At 73.6% G+C, this 15,418-nt stretch carries 13 protein-coding genes; 9 read left to right on the forward strand and 4 right to left on the reverse strand.

Features of this window, described 5'->3' with window-relative positions; all coding sequences use genetic code 11:
* From AB0K34_RS03740 to AB0K34_RS03770, 7 genes are all read left to right on the forward strand, one after another.
* On the forward strand, positions 1-885 hold an 885-nt coding region (locus AB0K34_RS03740), incomplete at its 5' end, for an oxaloacetate decarboxylase (protein WP_364545132.1).
* Entirely contained in the window at positions 882-2,291 is a 1,410-nt protein-coding gene (locus AB0K34_RS03745; RefSeq protein WP_138636329.1) for an FAD-dependent oxidoreductase, read from the forward strand. The genes AB0K34_RS03740 and AB0K34_RS03745, both read left to right, overlap by 4 nt.
* Positions 2,285-3,058: an SDR family oxidoreductase gene (locus tag AB0K34_RS03750; protein ID WP_138636328.1), complete on the forward strand. Its 774-nt coding sequence runs from the start codon at positions 2,285-2,287 to the stop codon at positions 3,056-3,058. Before AB0K34_RS03745 ends, AB0K34_RS03750 begins: the two co-directional genes overlap by 7 nt.
* Positions 3,059-3,082: 24 nt before the next feature.
* The gene (locus AB0K34_RS03755) at positions 3,083-3,670 is read left to right on the forward strand and encodes a cysteine hydrolase (RefSeq protein WP_138636327.1); all 588 of its coding nucleotides are present in this window, start codon (positions 3,083-3,085) and stop codon (positions 3,668-3,670) included.
* A gap of 11 nt (positions 3,671-3,681) precedes the next feature.
* Positions 3,682-5,139: an FAD-dependent oxidoreductase gene (locus AB0K34_RS03760; RefSeq protein WP_138636326.1), complete on the forward strand. Its 1,458-nt coding sequence runs from the start codon at positions 3,682-3,684 to the stop codon at positions 5,137-5,139.
* A 2-nt stretch (positions 5,140-5,141) separates the two neighbouring features.
* Positions 5,142-5,945 carry an aspartate/glutamate racemase family protein gene (locus AB0K34_RS03765; RefSeq protein WP_138636325.1) on the forward strand — a complete coding sequence of 268 codons (804 nt, stop codon included), beginning with the start codon at positions 5,142-5,144 and terminating at the stop codon, positions 5,943-5,945.
* Positions 5,942-7,267: an FAD-binding protein gene (locus tag AB0K34_RS03770; RefSeq protein ID WP_205719218.1), complete on the forward strand. Its 1,326-nt coding sequence runs from the start codon at positions 5,942-5,944 to the stop codon at positions 7,265-7,267. The genes AB0K34_RS03765 and AB0K34_RS03770 overlap by 4 nt, the downstream gene beginning before the upstream one ends.
* On the opposite strand, the gene AB0K34_RS03775 is transcribed toward AB0K34_RS03770, so the two are convergent.
* A complete protein-coding gene (locus AB0K34_RS03775) occupies positions 7,255-9,393 on the reverse strand; it encodes a peptidoglycan recognition protein (protein WP_364545136.1) in 2,139 nt (712 codons plus the stop codon). The two genes, AB0K34_RS03770 and AB0K34_RS03775, sit on opposite strands and share 13 nt — an antisense overlap.
* Before the next feature lie 226 nt (positions 9,394-9,619).
* Positions 9,620-10,861 (reverse strand): oxygenase MpaB family protein, encoded by a 1,242-nt coding sequence (locus tag AB0K34_RS03780; RefSeq protein ID WP_138636323.1) that lies wholly within the window; start codon positions 10,859-10,861, stop codon positions 9,620-9,622.
* A gap of 172 nt (positions 10,862-11,033) precedes the next feature.
* On the opposite strand from AB0K34_RS03780, the gene AB0K34_RS03785 reads away from it, so the two are divergent.
* The gene (locus tag AB0K34_RS03785; protein ID WP_240807524.1) at positions 11,034-11,726 is read left to right on the forward strand and encodes a TetR/AcrR family transcriptional regulator; all 693 of its coding nucleotides are present in this window, start codon (positions 11,034-11,036) and stop codon (positions 11,724-11,726) included.
* Here AB0K34_RS03785 and AB0K34_RS03790 read toward each other — a convergent pair.
* Positions 11,723-13,108 (reverse strand): radical SAM protein, encoded by a 1,386-nt coding sequence (locus tag AB0K34_RS03790; RefSeq protein ID WP_138636322.1) that lies wholly within the window; start codon positions 13,106-13,108, stop codon positions 11,723-11,725. The two genes, AB0K34_RS03785 and AB0K34_RS03790, sit on opposite strands and share 4 nt — an antisense overlap.
* Positions 13,109-13,279: 171 nt before the next feature.
* Here AB0K34_RS03790 and AB0K34_RS03795 point away from each other — a divergent pair, with 171 nt between their 5' ends.
* Entirely contained in the window at positions 13,280-14,038 is a 759-nt protein-coding gene (locus AB0K34_RS03795) for a hypothetical protein (RefSeq protein ID WP_138636321.1), read from the forward strand.
* A gap of 87 nt (positions 14,039-14,125) precedes the next feature.
* On the opposite strand, the gene AB0K34_RS03800 is transcribed toward AB0K34_RS03795, so the two are convergent.
* Complete coding sequence (locus AB0K34_RS03800) at positions 14,126-15,406, reverse strand: DUF6596 domain-containing protein (protein ID WP_138636320.1); 1,281 nt, start codon at positions 15,404-15,406, stop codon at positions 14,126-14,128.
* Between the last annotated feature and the right edge of the window lie 12 nt (positions 15,407-15,418).

The raw sequence follows: 15,418 nt of genomic DNA on the forward strand, positions 1-15,418 counted from the left end.
GCGCTGGCCGCCGCCACGCCCGCCGCGCCGGGTGCGGCGATCGAGCCGCTGGTGCTGCCCGGCGCGACCGACGCGCTCGGCGCCCGGCTCGTCGAGGAGGCCGGATTCGCCGCCGTCTACGCGACCGGCGCCGGGCTCGCCAACGCCGGGTACGGGCTCCCCGACATCGGGCTCGTCTCGCAGGCCGAGGTCGCCGACCACGCCGGGCGGCTCGCGGAGGCCGTCCGCGTCCCGCTGATCTGCGACGCCGACACCGGCTACGGGGGGCCGCTGTCGGCGATGCGGACCGTCCGGCTGCTGGAGCGCGCCGGGGTCGCGGGCCTCCAGCTGGAGGACCAGGAGATGCCCAAGCGGTGCGGCCACTTCGACGCGCACACGCTGATCCCGTCCGGGCACATGCAGACCAAGATCGCGGCGGCGTGCGAGGCGCGGGAGGACGACGGGCTCGTCATCATCGCCCGGACGGACGCCCGCTCCGCGTACGGCATCGACGAGGCGATCGAGCGGGGCCGCGCCTACGCCGAGGCGGGCGCGGACGCGCTGTTCGTCGAGGCGCCCCGGACGGTCGAGGAGCTGGAGCTGGTCGGCCGCGAGCTGGCCGGAGTCCCGCTGCTCGTCAACGTCGTGGAGGGCGGCAAGACCCCGCAGCTGGACGTGGCCGAGTACGCCCGCCTGGGCTTCGGCGTCGTGCTGTTCGCCAACTACCTGATGCGCTCGATGCACCTCGCGGGCCGGGAGGCGCTCGCGCACCTGCGGGAGCACGGCGAGACCGCGTCCCGGGCCGACCGGATGGCCACCTGGTCGCAGCGGCAGGAGCTGTTCAACCTTCCGGCGTTCAGCGCCGCCGAGAGCGCGCTCGACCGGGAGTACGGGAGCTTCGAGTGAGCGCCCTTCCCGGCCTGCCGGTCGAGACCGGTGCGCCGCCCGAGCGGGTGGGCGTTCTCGTCCTCGGCGCGGGCCTCGCCGGGTGCGCCGCGCTGCTGGCCGCCGCCGAGGCCGGGCAGTACGCGCTGCTGCTGGAGAAGACCGGCGACATCGGCGGCTCCACGGTGAAGTCCGCGGGCCTGTCCGCCTTCGCCGGGACGGACGAGCAGGCCGAGCAGGGCATCGCCGACTCCGTCGACCTGCTCCGCAAGGACCTCCTCGACGTCGGCAGGCACCGCAACGACCCGGCGCTCGTGGACCTGTACTGCGAGCACCAGCTGGAGACGTACCGCTGGCTGAAGGGGCACGGCGTCCGGTACGGCGAGATCCATGCCGCGTCGGGGCAGTCGGTGCCGCGCAGCCACCCGTCCGACACCACCCGGATGCTGGAGCGGCTGCTCAAGGCGGCCGGCGAGCTGGGCGCGCGGATCATGCTCGACACCCCGGCCGACCGGCTGCTGCACGACGGCTCCCGGGTGACCGGCGTCCGGCTCGCCGGCGGCCGGGAGATCCTGGCGGACGCGGTCGTCCTCGCCACCGGCGGCTTCTCGATGAACCCGGACCTGCTCGCCACGTTCGCGCCGCAGATGGAGCACGCGCTGCGGCAGGGCGGCGCGGGCAACCAGGGCGACGGCCTGAAGATGGCGATGGCGCTCGGCGCCGGGGTACGCGACACCCCGTACATCAAGGGCACCTACGGGCATTTCCACGTCGAGCATCCGGACGAGGACGGCACCGGCATCCTCGCGGTCTACAAGGGCGCCATCGCCGTCAACCGCGAGGGCCGCCGGTTCGTGGACGAGTCGCGCAACTACAAGGAGATCGGCGACGCCGCGCTCGCCCAGCCCGGCGTGACGACCTGGCAGGTGTTCGACGCCCGGACGATGGCGCTCGCCAACGACGAGGTGCCGATCTACGAGTTCGCGGGCCGCGAGCGCGCCGGGATGCTGCTCACGGCCGACACGATCGCCGGGCTGGAGGCCGAGATCGGCCTTCCCGAGGGCTCGTTGCAGCGGACCGTCGCCGAGTACAACGCGGCGATCGAGTCCGGCGGCCCCGACCCGCTCGGCCGGGCCCACCTGTCGGGCGGGGTCGGCGCGCCGACGCCCCTCGACCGGCCGCCGTTCTACGCGCACCCGTCCGGGACGGTCGTCCTCGCGACGTACTGCGGGCTGACCGTCGACACCCGCATGCGGGTCCTCGACTGGTGGGGCGAGCCGATCGAGCGCCTCTACGCGGCGGGCGAGATCACCGGCGGCTTCCACGGTGCCGGCTACATGACCGGCACCTCCATCGGCAAGGCGGGCGTGTTCGGCCGGATCGCCGGCCGGGGCGCCGCGAGCGAGGAGAGTGAGATCGAGTGGTGACGCCGTCCTTCGACCTGACCGGCCAGGTCGCCCTGGTGGTCGGTGCCGCCGCCGGCGGCCTCGGGGAGCGCGCGGCGCGGGCGCTCGCGGACGCGGGCGCGACGGTCGCCGTCGCCGACCTCGCGTCGCGGGCCGGCGACCTCGCCGAGACGGCGCGGGCCTGCGGCGCCGCGACAACGCACGAGGTGGACGTCACCGGCGAGGCGTCCGTCGCCGCCCTCATCGACGCCGTCACCGGCGGGCACGGCGGGCTCGACGTCGTGGTGAACGCCGCGGGCGTCATGCTGCGCAAGCCCTACGACGAGACGTCGGTCGAGGAGTTCGAACGGGTCGTCCGGGTCAACCTCACCGGCACCTGGCTGGTCGGACGCGAGGCCGGCAAGGCCCTCACCCGGCAGGGGCGCGGCGGACGCATCGTCAACCTCACGACCGTCTACGCCGAACGCGTCGGGCCCGTCCCGGAGTCGGCGTACTACTCGTCCAAGGCGGGCGTCGTGAACGTGACCCGGGCGCTGGCCGCCGAACTCGGCCCGCACGGCGTCAACGTCAACTGCCTCGCCCCCGGCGTCTTCTACCCCACCCAGATGACGGCCCCGCTCGGCGACGACCCCGACCGGCTCCGCTGGTTCGGCGAGCGCACGATGCTCGGCCGCCTCGGCGACCCCGCCACCGACTTCGCCGGACCCCTGCTCCTGCTCGCGAGCCCCGCCGCCGGGTACATGACCGGCCAGGTCGTGTACGTCGACGGCGGCTGGTCCGCCTGGTAGCCCGAAACCCTCTAAGGAGACCCGATGACCGCCGCCAAGAAGGCCCTGCTCATGCTCGACTACCAGGTCGCGCTGTGCGAGGAGGGGCCGCACCTGCGGATGCCGCCGCTCGCCGCGCAGATCGCCGAGCGCGGCGTGCTCGCGACCGCCGAGCGCGTGCTGGCCGCCGCCCGCGCCGCCGGGACGCTCGTCGTCCACGTGCGGCTCGCGTTCGACCCGTCCTACAGGCTGCGCACCAACCGGCTCCCGCGCTTCGACCCCTACGAGGAGCAGCGCGCGATGCTCGCCGGCTCGCCGGAGGCGCAGATCGTCAAGGCGCTCGCGCCGGTCGCGGGGGAGCCCGTGGTCGACAAGGGCTGCGTGGACCCGTTCGTCGGGACGGCGCTGCGCGACGTCCTCGCCGCCGAAGGGGTCACCGAGGTCGTCCTCGGCGGCGTCGCGACGAACCTGGTCGTGGAGTCGGCGGCGCGGCACGCCTCCGACTCCGGCCTCCAGGTGACGGTCGTCGAGGACATGTGCGCCTCGTTCCGCCCCGACTTCCACGAGTTCTCGGTGACGAACATGCTGCCGCTGTTCGGCACCGTGACCACCTCCGCCGAGCTGCGGTTCTGAAGGGACGCGGCATGACCGAACCAACCCACCGGTACGACGTCGTCGTGGTCGGCGGCGGCGTCGCCGGGCTGTCGGCGGCCGTCGCGGCGGCCGAGGCCGGCGCCCGCGTCGCGGTCCTCGAACGCTCCACGGAGGCCGAGACCGGCGGCAACACCCGCCACACCGAGGCGTTCCTGCGCATGAAGTCGCCGGACGAGGTCGCCGACGGCTTCGAGGACGCCCTCGTGGACGACTTCATGGGCCACCCGGACCCGTCCATCGTCAACGACGCGGCGCTCCCGGCGCGGCGGCAGAGCCCGCTCTACCGCGCCACCCACACCGTCGACCCCGACTACGTCGCGACGCTCGCGGAGCAGGCGCCGCCGACGCTGCGCTGGATGTCCGGCCACGGCGTCCGGTTCGACTTCATGCCGACGCCGTTCCTCACGCAATCGACGACCCGGATGGCGCCTGTCGGCGGCGGCCTCGCGATCGTGGAGACGATGGGCAAGGCGGCGCGCGACCTCGGCGTGGAGTTCCACTTCGAGACCACGGCCCGCCGGCTCGTCCCCGCCGGGGACGGCGTCGGCGGCGTGTTCGCGCACACCCCGTCCGGCCCGGCCGTGTTCGCGGGGGCGGTCGTCCTCGCCAGCGGCGGCTACCAGGGCAACTTCGAGCTGATGGCCCGCTACCACGGCGAGCGGGCGCTGACCTGCCGCCCGGTCGCCAAGGGCGGCAACTACAACAAGGGCGAGGGGCTGGAGATGGCGCTGGCGCTCGGCGCCGCCACCGCCGGGAACTTCGCGCTGTTCCACGCCGAGCCCGTCGACCCGCGCAGCGGCGAGCCGGAGGCGGCGATCTTCTGCTTCCCCTACGGCGTGCTGGTCAACCGGGAGGGGCGGCGGTTCGCGGACGAGGCGCGCGGCACCGTGGACGCCTGGTACGAGCGGACGACTCGCGCCATCCAGGCCCAGACCGAGGGGATCGCCTGGGTGATCCTCGACCAGCGCGGGCTGGGCGTCCCGAACCTGATGGCGGGTGTCCGCACCGACGTCCCGCCCGTCACCGCCGACACGATCGGGGAGCTGGCGCGGCGGCTGGAGCTGCCGGTCGCGGAGCTGGAGGCGACCATCGCCGCCTACAACGCGGCCTGCCCGCCCTCGGACGGGTTCGACCACACGCAGCCGGACGGCCTGGCGACGGACGGGCTCACTCCGCCGAAGTCGAACTGGGCGCGGCCCATCGCGGACGGGCCGTTCGCCGCCTACCCGATCATGGCGGCGAACGTGTTCAGCTTCGGCGGGCTCAAGACCACGTCCGCCGCCGAGGTCGTCGACCGCGACGGCCGTCCCATGCCCGGCCTGTACGCGGCGGGGGAGCTGACCGGGCTGTACTACTCCAACTACACCGGCTCCACGTCCGTGCTGCGCGGCGCGACGTTCGGCCGGATCGCGGGCGCCAACGCCGCGGCCCGCGCGGCAGGGGCGTGACCATGCGGATCTGGCACCAGTCGTTCACCGTCCTGGACGACGTCCCGCACTACCGGGACGCGCTGGCCCGCCACCTGCGGTCGCAGGCGGCGCCCGGCACCGAGATCGACTTCCACGGGATGAAGCCGGGCACGTACCCGTCCGACTATCCGGGGACGCACATCGGCTACGCCTACCTCGCGGGGCTGCACCGGGAGCAGTTCGCGCACGCGGCGCTCCGCGCGCAGGACGAGGGCTACGACGCGTTCCTCATCGCGACGATCCCCGACACCGCCTACGAGGAGGTCCGGACGCTGGTCGACATCCCCGTCATCGCGTTCGGGCAGACGTCGGTGCTGATGGCGGGCGCGCTCGGCGACCGCGTCGGGATCGTCAACTTCATCGGCGCCCTCGAACCGCAGCTGCGCCGCAACATGCGCAACTACCGGCTGGATCAGCTCGTCGGCCCGATCGTGCAGGTCGGGGCGGAGTTCACCGACGTGATGGCCGCGTACGCCGACCCGGCGCCGCTGCTGGACGCGTTCACCCGGGCCGCCCGCGAGGCGATCGCGGACGGCGCGAACGTCATCGTCCCCGGCGAGGGGCCGCTCAACGTGTTCCTCGCCGACCAGGGCCTCTCGCGGGTGGACGACGTGCCGGTGCTCGACTCGCTCGGCACGTGCGTGCGCGTCGCGGAACTGCGCGCCGCGCAGTTCCGCGCGACCGGGCTCGCCCCGGCGCGCACCGGGTTCTACGGGGCCCGGCCGCCGCGGCCGCTGGTCGACGCCGCGCGCGACTTCTACGGCACGAACGGGACCCTGGCGTGACCGGCTGGGACGCCGAGGTCGACGTCGCCATCGCGGGCGGCGGCGCCTGCGGCGTGATGACCGCGCTCCGCGCGGCGCGCGACCCCGGCCTGGTCGTCGCCGTGTTCGAGAAGTCGACGCGCGAGGGGTGCAACGCCGCGATCTCCTCGGGCTCCCTCGCGGCGGGCGGCACCCGCTGGCAGGCCGCCGCCGGCGTGGACGACTCGCCGGAACGGCACGCCGACGACATCCTGCGCGCCAGCGGCGACGAGGAATGGCGCCCGGTCGTGGAGGCGCTGTGCGCGGCGGCGCCGGAGTTCGTGGAGTGGATCGCGGACACCGGCCACCCCGTCGAACTCGGCCTCGACATGCCGCGCGCCGGCATGACGGCCCGGCGGCTGCACACCGACACCGGGCGGCTGGGCGGCGGGCGGCTCATGCGCCACCTGCGCGGCCTCCTCGAAGGCCACGACAACGTCGCGTTCGTGGACGAGGCGCCCGTCGTCGACCTCGTGTCGGACGGCGGCCAGGTCACCGGCGTCGTCGTCTCGCAGAACGGGTCACTGCAACGCGTCCGGGCCGGAACCGTCGTCCTGGCCACAGACGGGTTCGCCGGGAACCAGGCGCTGGTCAAGGAGCACATGCCCCACCTGGGGACGCCGTTCTACGGCGGCGTCTCCACCTCGACCGGCGACGCGCTCGGCTGGGCGCGGCGGCTCGGCGCGCGGGTGCGGAACATGGGCGCCGGGCTGCGCTCCGGGCTCGTCGTCGTGGACCACGGCACGCGGGTGTCCCCGGCGCTCCCGTTCAACGGCGCGGTGCTGGTCAACCTCGACGGCGAGCGCTTCGTGGACGAGGAGTCCAAGGGCTACTCGTCCATGGCCGGGATCCTCCAGGGCCAGCCGGGCGAGCGCGCCGCGATGGTCTGGGACGCGACCGCGATGGCCGCCACCCGCGAGTCGGAGATGATGCGCGAATGCCTCGCCGCGGGGGCCGTCCACGACCGTCCCGTCATCGAGGACCTGGCGGCGTCGCTCGGCCGGACGGTCGAGGAGACCGAGCGCGCCCTGGCCCCGCTGCCGGGACGCCGCCGCCTCACCGCGCCCTACCACCTCGCCTGGGTCACCCACGGGCTGCTCGCCACCCAGGGCGGGCTCGTGATCGACCCGTCAGGGCGCGTCCTCGACGGCGCCGGCGCGCCGGTGCCCGGCCTGTACGCGGGCGGTGGAACCGCCTGCGGACTGGCCGGGCCGCACTCCGACGGCTACCTGTCCGGCAACGGGCTGCTGTCCGCCTTCGGCATGGGCTGGATCATCGGCAACGGGCTCGCTCAGCGGAGGTAGACCAGGCCGTCGATCCCGACCGTCGGGCGCCCGGACGTGCCCGCGACGACGATCTTGATGGTGTGCTTGCCGCTGGTGCTCCACGAGCGCGTCCACGTGAGCTGCCGGTAGAGGGTGGACGACGAGCGGGTGTCCACCGTGGCGACCTTGACGCCGTCCGCGTAGACGTACACGGCGCCGAGGTTGGACGCCCGCTTGAAGATCAGGCCCGCGGTGCGGCCGGTGAACGTCCAGCTCGCGCTGGCGCCCCGGGAGCTGCTGTAGAGGCCGCGCCCGCCCAGGTAGTACTTGGTGGTCGTGGTCTTCCAGGTGCCGGTGCGGCGCGCGGCGCCCTCGTTGTAGTAGCCGGTGTAGCGGCTGAGGGCGGCGGTGCCGGTGTTGCCCGCGGCGTCCCCGGCGGTCAGCGACCACGACTGCGTCGCCCCCGCCTTCGAGGTCGCGGCCCAGCTCGTCGTGGTCGTGGAGAACGTCTTCGCGGACGGCGACGTGGCCTTCAGCGAGCTGAGCAGCGCGTTGTCGGTGGCCTTCCAGGACAGCGTGACGGGGACCGCGGTGCCGTTGATCGTCGACTTGCGCAGCGCCAGCGCCATGGACGAGACGACCGGCCGGGTCGTGTCCGCGACGACCGTGAAGACGGGCGAGGCGGAGGCGGTGCCGTCGGCGAAGGCGGCGTGCAGCTGGACGCTGTGCGTGCCCGGCGCGAGCGTGACCGTCGCCGACGACGCCCCGGCGGCGGGCTTCGCCACCGTCGCCCCGTCCACGCTGACGGTGTAGGCGGCGCCTTCGGCCGGCGTCCAGTTCAGGGTGGCCGTGCTCTTGGTGTAGTAGCGGCCCCCGGCGGCCTTGGCGCCGGACACGGTGGCGGTCAGGGCCGGGACCGTGACCTGCTTCGCGGCCGTCCGGATCGCGGGGAGCTTGGCGTAGAGCTGCTCGCCGGGGCACGCGGTCGCGAACCCGTCGCGGTGACCGGAGATCGTGTTGAACTCGACCTTCTGCCCGAACGGGTACTTGCCGCCCGACCCGTCCGGGGCGGCCGAGGTCAGGATCGTCTTCGCGGTGGGGTCGACACCGGTCAGCCCGAGCTTCCACGCGGCGGTCTTGGCGACGCCGTCGAGGGCCGCCGCGGCCGGCGCGGTGCCGGGCGTGGTCGGGTCGTTGGCCGCGGTGTGGGTGCCGAGGACGGCGATCCCGGTGGTGTCTGTGTTGAACCCGTAGGTGTGGGCGCCGTGCACGGGACGCTCGACGCCCCCGGCCCGTCCCTCGAAGATCGTGCCGCACTTGTCGACCAGGAAGTTGTAGCCGATGTCGTCCCAGCCCTGGCTCTTCACGTGGTACAGGAACACCGACCTGATCACCGAGGCCGACTCGGCGCACGTGTAGTCGTTGCCCGTGTCGGTGTGGTGGACGAACACCGCCTTGACCGACGTGTCGTAGGTCGGCGGGTTCCGGACGATGGACTCGTCCGCGCCCCACCCGGCGCGCGCCACGATCGCCGGCTTCGGCGCCGTGACGGGTGCGGCGGCGGGCGCGTTGAGGGGCGTGGTGGCCGCGACCAGCTTCATGCCCGTGCCCGCGTCCGGCCCGGCGGCGCGCGGCGTGGGCGCGCCCGGGGACTGCGCCGTCCGGGCGCCCGGGTCGACCAGGTCGACGCGCAGGCCCTCGGGGAGGGTGCGGCCCTGCCCGGCCACGCGCACCTCGACGCCGTTGGACGGCCCGACCCACAGCCCGTTCGTGCCGCCGCGCCCGTCCTGCCCCCGGTCGGGGGCGTCGGCGAGCTCCGGCTCCAGCACCTGCCAGCCCGACCACTTCCCGGTGGCGGCGTCGCGCGTGCGGACCCGGACCGTCCCGCGCAGCTCCTCGCGCGGCTTGTCCCAGGTGACGCCGACGAGGCTGAACGGCTCCGTCGTCGCGGCGGGCAGCCCCGCCGTCTTCCCGCCGCGGGCGGTGGCGGCGCCGGCCATGTCCTGGAGGCCGCGCGCGTGGACGCGTCCGGCGCCCGGCCCCTTGGCCGCGGCCGCCGTCGCCGCGGTCGGCTCCGGGGTCGAGTTCGCGGTGACCGTCCAGGTCACCGTGCCGGCCACCGCCACGGCGGCCGCCGACGCGCCGATGATCGTCCGCTTGAGCATGCTTCTCCGTTCACGGCCGAGCCGGGGAGGTGAGGGTCGCGCCATGATCAGAGAGCGCTGCGACCGCGGTTAGTGTCACACATTTCTGAAGATTTCCTGAAAGTGGACACGCCGGAGGCTGAACGCGGGCACGCAGGAGGCCGGACGCGGACACGCCGGACGCGGACACGCCCGAGCCCCGGAACCGGCGGATTCCGGGGCCCGGGCGGGCACGCGCCGCGGGCGGTCAGTAGTTGGGGTTGTTGGTCGTCGGGATCTGGATGCTGATCGGGTAGTCGGCCCCGGACAGCACGAACAGCACCGCCTGGCGGATGATCTCGTCGAAGGCCCAGTAGACCTGCCGCAGCTCCTTGGGCGCGTCGGTCATGTCGAGGATGCCCTCGCGGACGGCCACGAACGGCGGCCAGAGGTTCTCGAAGATCGGGTCCCACAGCGGTTCCCGCGGGATCTTCAGCCAGCCGGCGATCTCGTCGCCGAGCACGTAGCGGGTGAGGGCGCCGAGGATCGGCTTCGACAGGATGCCGAGGTCGATGAACGACGCCAGGTTGAGCAGCATGTCGGCGAGCTTGATGCCCTCGGGTGTGGGCGCGAGGATCGGGTCGAGCACCTGCGCGGCCTGGGAGTTCGCCTCGTCCCACGACTCGGGGATGTACTCGTCCATGATGCCGAGCATGTGCGCGGTGAGCTGCCAGGAGTGCAGGAAGGCCGCGGACTCGTCGGCGGGGATCGGCACCTTCCACTTGGCCAGCTGCTTCATGACCGTGGTGGGCAGGCTGTGCCAGGTGACCATCATGTCCGCCTGGCTGATCGGGATCTCCTCGTCGGCGGCCTTGTTCCAGTACGCCGACTTCGGGAGCAGGTACCGGACGCCCGAGTGGGCCAGCCGGGTCTTCACGCAGGTCACGATCATCTCGCCGTCGGGCTCGAAGGCCCTCTCGGTGCCGACGTCGTAGCCGAGCTTGGCGGTCTTGGTGATGCGGTCGCGCATGTCCGCGCCGCCCTTGGAGTAGTAGACCGCGCGCGCCTCCCGCGGGATCGCCGTGCTCATCATCCCGCTGGCGAAGCCGTAGGTGACGCCGAGGTACAGCCCGCGCTTCTCGTTGAACTCGAACGCCTTCGCGAGCTTGCCCCGGTCGGTCCACGACGGGAGCCGCCGGGCGCGCTCGATGAAGTCCTTCAGGTCGGCCGGCAGGCCCTTCGGCAGGTCCTGGCCGTTCTTGGTCCAGGTCTTCAGCAGCTTGTTGACCTCGGGAACCGCGCCCGCCTCCTGCAGGGAGGCGACCAGCTCATCGCTCTCGGGGTCCCATACCCACCGCGGGTCGGCGCCCTTGCCGGCGCCCGCGACCGATCCCTTCGGCGACCACGTCCACAGTGGCGCCGCCTGCGCGGGCGACGCGACGCTCAGCGCGCCGAGCGCGCCCAGCGTCCCGCCGGCCATCAGCACATGGCGTCTGGTGGGAGTCTCCATGCCTTCGCTCCTCCTCGGGGTGAGAGCGCCGCGGGGATACGCTGAAACGCAAGCCGTCTCCGTGTATCATCGCGACAGCGCCAATGAGAACACACCTGTGTCGGCCGCCACAAGACCCACCGTGACGGAAGGCGGGGATTGCGGCAGAATCGGATCGTCTCTGGAGGAGATCGTGGATTCTGTGTTGTCCTCTCTCATGGCGTCCTCGGGCGAACATGAATCGCTGATCGAACGCGCGTACACCGATGCCGTGGAGCAGGTCGACGAGATGGACGCGACCCGCGCCCGGGTTCTCGACGCCGCCTACGAGCAGTTCTCGAGGATGGGCATCCAGCGGTCCACGATGGAGGACGTCGCCCGGCGGGCGGGCGTTTCCCGCATCACCGTCTACCGGCGGTTCGTGACGAAGGACGCGCTCGTCGAGCACGTCGTGCGGCGCGAGTTCCGCCGCTACTTCGACCAGTTCCTCATCGACATCCAGCAGGCCGAGACCGCGGCCGACCGGGTCGTGCTCGGGTTCGTCAGCTCGCTGCGCGCCATCCGGCGCAACCCGCTGATCGGCGGGCTGATCGCCACCGAGCCGGACCTCGTCGTCCCGTCCATGATCAGCGACGGCGGGCGGACGGTCGCCACCGTGCGGGAGTTCGTCGCGGGCCAGCTCCGCCGCGAGCAGCGCGCCGGCACCGTGGCCGACGGCCTGGACATCGACCACGTCGCCGAGATGATGGTCCGGATCTCCGCGTCCTTCCTGGCCATCCCGAGCCGCCTGGTCGACCTCGACGACGACGAGCAGCTCGCCGCCCTGGCCCGGCGGTTCCTCGTCCCGATGCTCGACCCGCCGCCGCGGCGGCTCGACGACCCCTAGGCCGCCGTCCGGCGGGAGGGGCGCGTGCCGAACCCGGACAGCGTCGCCTCCAGCAGCGGCAGCGCGCGGCCCGCCCGCTTCGCCCGGATGACGAGGTCCCAGACGGGCTCGAACTTCTTCCAGCCGGCCGCGTAGGCGGCGTGCCGGGCCTTGCCGCGCAGCGTCGGTTTCGTCGCGGCGCCGCGCATGATCGAGCCCCAGCGGTAGAAGTCGCGGTAGGCGCGCCAGTAGCCGTCCTCGAGTTCCCGCGCGGTCATCTTGGCGGGTTCGAAGACGACCGTCCGGGTGTCGTACCTGTCCCAGTCGGAATGGAGGAGCCGGCCCGCGGCCGCCATGCGGTCGTAAAGGCGCGTCCCCGGATAAGGGGTCAGAATGTGGAAGGTCGCCGTCTCGATTCCCTGCCCGACCGCCCATTCCACGGTGCGGTCGAAGACGGCGGGGTCGTCCTCGTCCATCCCGAACACGAAACTGCCGTTCACCATCACGCCGCAGTCGTGCAGCCGGCGGACGACCGCGCCGTAGTCGCGGTCGATGTTCTGCCATTTGCGCTGCTCGGTCAGGTTCCCGGCGTTGACGGTCTCGAAGCCGACGAACAGGCTGCGCAGCCCGGACTCGGCGGCCTTCTCCAGCAGCCCCGGGCGCAGCACCGCCTGCACCGTCCCGGCCGCCTGCCAGAGCCGCCCCATCCCGCGCATCCCGTCGAACAGCGCGGTCGCGAACCGGGCGTTGCCGAACAGGTGGTCGTCCAGGAAGTACAGGTGCCGGCCCGGCAGCCGGTCGATCTCCGCCAGCGCCGCGTCCACGGTCTGCGTGTAGAACGACTTGCCGCCCTCGAAGAACGCCTCCTTGTAGCAGAAGTCGCACACGTGCGGGCAGCCGCGCGACACCACGATCGAGTTCGGCACCAGGTACCGCTCGCGGGCGATCAGGTCGCGGCGGACCGGCGGCAGCCCCGCGAGCGTCCGCTCGGACGAGGCGTACCGGGGCGCCGGGCGCCCGGCGCGGAAGTCGGCGAGGAACCGCGGCCAGGTGTCCTCGCCGGGGCCGAGGAAGACCGTGTCCGCGTGCCGGGCGGCCTCGTCCGGCAGCGAGGTGACGTGCAGCCCGCCGAGGCAGACGTGCGCGCCCCGGGCGCGGTAGTGGTCGGCAAGCTCGTAGGCCCGCCGCGCCGAGGTGATGTAGACCTGGATCACCACGAGCTCGGGCTCGTCCGACAGGTCGACCTTCTGCACGTGCTCGTCGGTCACCGTCACCTCGTCGTCCGGGCCGAGGTAGCCGGCGAGCGTGGCGAGGCCGAGCGGCGGGAACAGCGAGTACTTGATCGGGCGGAAGAACGGCGAGGTCGCCTCGGTCAGGGCCGGCAGGATCATCTTCACGCGCATGCCTCATTGGACGCCGCCCCGCCGCCGCCGTGGCGGCGGACCTGTGCCGATCGTGTGGAGATGCCGTGTCGTGCGGAGATGCCGCGGCGGGGAACTGTCGGCGCCCTCTTCTAGAGTCCCCGGCACGTGCGGGGGCGGGCGCCTCCGCTCCGCAGGCGGGTGAGGAGTGGCATGGGAGCGAAGACGGCGCTGCTGGGGTTCGCGGACGGCGACATACGGCCGGTGCTCGCGCGGGCGCGGCGCTCGGACCGGGCCGCCGCCGAGGACCTGGTCCGGCGCGTCCACCCCGGGTACGCGGTCGAGGCGTACGACGACGGCACCCTCGACCACACCTACCCGCCCGACGACGTGACCTACGCCGCCGCGTTCCCTGGAGCCGACGTGGTCATCGACCGCAGGATCGCCGGCGACCACCCGTCCGCGCTGCCCGAGCACCTGCTCGAGCTCGGCGCGGGGCGCCGGATCGTCCTGCACGCGATGCACTCGGTCGTCGACTGGCTGGCGTTCGCGATCTGGGAGGACGGGAAGCTGGTGCGCTCGCTCAGCCTCTCCCCGGACAGCGGCGTCCTGGAGAACATCGGCGAACCGCTGGACTTCGAGCGTCCGTACTGGGCGGGGGAGCACCCCGTCGACCCCGACCCGGTCATGTCGGACGGCGAGCCGTACCCGCTGCCGTTCCACCCCCTGGAGATGGGCGAGGACGCCCTGCGCGCCCTGTTCGGCTTCGTCATCGAAGGCCGGGTGGAGGGCACCGATCTGGAGCCGGAGGACGTCCACGTGCACGGGTTCCGGGTGACCGACCCGACCGGCCGCGAGCAGGCCGAGCGGGAGGCCGCCTACGCCGAGGCGATCGCGAACATGGGCGAGCCCAGGATCTTCACGCTGGGCCCGGACGGGACGATGCAAGAGACCAGCTTCGACGACCTCTGACCGGTCACGCCACCCCGGACGCCGGCCCGACCTGGCTGGTCACCGCCTACAATCCCGGGCCGTCCCCGCACCAGGCCGGCGCGGCGGTCAGCCGAGGCCGGTGAGCTTGCGCTCCAGGTGGGCCCGCTGCCGTTCACTGGCGCACAGCGCGATCGCCCGTTCCAGCTCGGTGCGGGCCTCGCCGGTGCGGCCCAGCCGGATGAGCAGCTCGCCGCGGACGGTCGGCAGCAGGTGCGAGTCGGTGAGCTTCCCGGCGGCCAGCAGGCCGTCCACGATCGGCAGCGCGGCCCCCGGCCCCTGGGCCATGGACACCGCCACGGCCCGGTTGAGCTCGACCACCGGGGACGGGGCGAGCCGCCCGAGCGCCTCGTACAGCAGGACGATCCGCTCCCAGTCCGTCGCCGCGACCGACGGGGCGGCGGCGTGGCATTCGGCGATCGCCGCCTGCAGGCCGTAGGCGCCGAGGCCGCGGCCGATCCGCCCGGCGCGGGCCAGGGCGGACCGGCCCCGGGCGATGGCGCCGCGGTCCCAGAGCGTGCGGTCCTGGTCTTCGAGGAGGATCGCCTCGCCGTCCGGGCCGGTGCGGGCGGGGAAGCGCGCGGCCGTCAGCTCCAGCAGCGCCAGCAGCCCGTGGACCTCCGGCTCGTCCGGCATCAGCCGGCCCAGCACGCGGGCGAGGCGGCGCGCCTCGCCCGCGAGGTCGGTGCGGACCACGGCGTCGCCGGAGCTGGCCGTGGACCCCTCCGTGAAGATCAGGTAGACCACGTTCAGCACCGATCCGAGCCGCTCCCGGCGCTGCCGGGCGGGCGGCACCTCGAACGGCACCCGGGCCGCCCCGAGCGTCTTCTTCGCCCGGGTGATCCTGGCCTGCACGGTGGCGGTCGGGACGAGGAACGCCGTGGCGATCTCGTCGCTGGTCAGACCGCCGATGACGCGCAGCGTGAGCGCCACCCGCGCCTCCCGGGACAGCACCGGGTGGCAGGAGACGAACATCAGCGCGAGGACGTCGTCGTCGATCCGGTCCGGGTCCCACAGGACGTCCCCGGCGTCCGGGTCGGCGGGCGCGCCCCCGGTGGCGGCGCCGCCCTCGCCCAGGTCGCGGGCGAGGACGGCGTACCGCTCGTCGAGGGCGGACCGCCGGCGGAACGCGTCGATCGCGCGGCGCCTGGCCACGGTGAGCAGCCAGCCCGCGGGCTGCCGGGGCACGCCGTCGCGGGGCCAGGTCACGAGCGCCTCGGCGAGGGCCTCCTGGGCGAGGTCCTCGGCGAGGGCGAAGTCGCCGGTGTAGCGCGCCAGCGCGCCGACGATCCGCGCGGACTCGGTCCGCCACACGGCGGCGACGGCCTCCCGGCCGGTCGGCTCGGTCATCGTCGTGGTCCC

This window comes from Actinomadura sp. NPDC049382 (assembly GCF_040677125.1).
Taxonomy (GTDB): domain Bacteria; phylum Actinomycetota; class Actinomycetes; order Streptosporangiales; family Streptosporangiaceae; genus Spirillospora; species Spirillospora geliboluensis.